The organism is Ruegeria sp. AM5 (assembly GCF_056540645.1).
On record NZ_JBQFXC010000029.1, the window covers coordinates 1 to 1513 of the forward strand.

A 1513-nucleotide genomic window follows, 5' to 3' on the forward strand; every position below is an offset into this window, starting at 1 on the left:
TGTCCGTCGTCAGGGATTTTGGGACAGATGGCCGCCTGAACTAAGAGAGGGTCTGGCTCAACTGGTTGTTGTGATTATGCGGCGGATTTGCGGTGAAGCAAGCGCCGGGTTTCGATGATCTTTCGTTTGATCCTTTCTCGTTGTTTTAGAATGGTCTGTCCGCGCCCGAAGTAGACATCGGCCGGTGTTAGGGTTTGCAGGCTCTCGTGATAGCGCCGGTGATTGTAGTGATCGACGAAAGCATCGATCTGCTGCTGAAGGTCACCGGGCAGATAGTAGTTTTCCAATAAGATGCGGTTCTTGAGCGTCTGGTGCCAGCGCTCGATCTTTCCCTGAGTTTGCGGATGGTTTGGCGCCCCTCGAACATGATCGATTTCCTGATCTTCCAGCCATTCGGCAAGCTCACCAGAGATGTAGCTGGACCCGTTGTCGCTGAGCAGACGTGGCTTGTGCAGCACCGTTGCCTGATCACAGCCTGAGGCGTGCAAGGCGAGGTCCAGTGTGTCGGTCACATCCTCGGTCTTCATCGTCGTGCAAAGCTTCCAGGCGATGATGTAGCGGCTGTAATCGTCCAGGATCGTGCTGAGATAGAACCAGCCCCAGCCGATCACCTTGAGATAGGTAAAATCGGTCTGCCAGAGTTGGTTCGGTCGTGTTGTCTTGTCCTGGAACTCGTCGGCCGCCGATAGAACCACATAGGTCGGGCTGGTGATCAGGTCGTAGGATTTCAGGATGCGATAGACCGAAGCCTCTGACACAAAGTACTTTTCTGTGTCAGTGAAGCGAACAGCCAATTCACGCGGGGAAAGCTCACTTTCCTTCAGAGCCAGATCCTTGATCTTCTCGGGCACTGGCGTGGGAATGCGGTTCCAGACCCGTGACGGCGTGGGTCTACGATCTTCAAGCGCCTCGGGGCCGCCGACGAGATATCGGTCGTACCAGCGATAGAAGGTGGTCTTCGGAATGCCCAGCTTCTCCAAAGTGCGCTTGGTCGGCAGATGCGATTGCTCAACCAAGCGGATGACTTCCAGTTTTTCGGATGCGGGATATCTCATTCGTCGTCGTCCCCATCCGCGATCATGCTTTTTTTTGAGCAACCGCAGTTCAAGAGCCTGTTCGGCAACCACCTCCTTCAGGTCACGGGCTTCCCGTCTCAGATCCTTCACTTCGGTGGAAGTTGCCGCGCCGGCCGCGTCGCCGGCCAGACGTTTCTTGCCGGCCTCCAGAAATTCCTTGGACCAGCTGTAATAAAGGCTCTGCGCGATGCCCTCACGACGGCACAGCTCTGCAATGCTGTCCTCGCCTTTTAGGCCGTTCAGCACGATCCTAATCTTCTCTTCTGCGGAATACTGTTTGCGGGTCGCACGGCGAATGTCCTTTATGACCTTCTCACCGTGGCTCTGCTTGGTTCCGGGTTTCTTTCTCATCTCCACTCCTTGGCGGTTACGATGAGCCAGAAACCCTCTCTTATCAAATCGACCTAAACTGTCCCATGGGCGCTGACGTCAGACAA

1 protein-coding gene is annotated in these 1513 nt (G+C 55.2%); it reads right to left on the bottom strand.

Annotated elements, in window-relative coordinates; translation table 11 throughout:
- Nucleotides 1-74 precede the first annotated feature (74 nt).
- Nucleotides 75-1427 (bottom strand): IS3 family transposase, encoded by a 1353-nt coding sequence (locus tag ACR0AH_RS21090; protein ID WP_480593651.1) that lies wholly within the window; start codon nt 1425-1427, stop codon nt 75-77.
- Nucleotides 1428-1513 lie beyond the last annotated feature (86 nt).

Coding starts and splice junctions, on each gene's coding strand:
- ACR0AH_RS21090 (WP_480593651.1), bottom strand. CDS start 1,427: ATGAGAAAGAAACCCGGAACCAAGCAGAGCCACGGTGAGAAGGTCATA.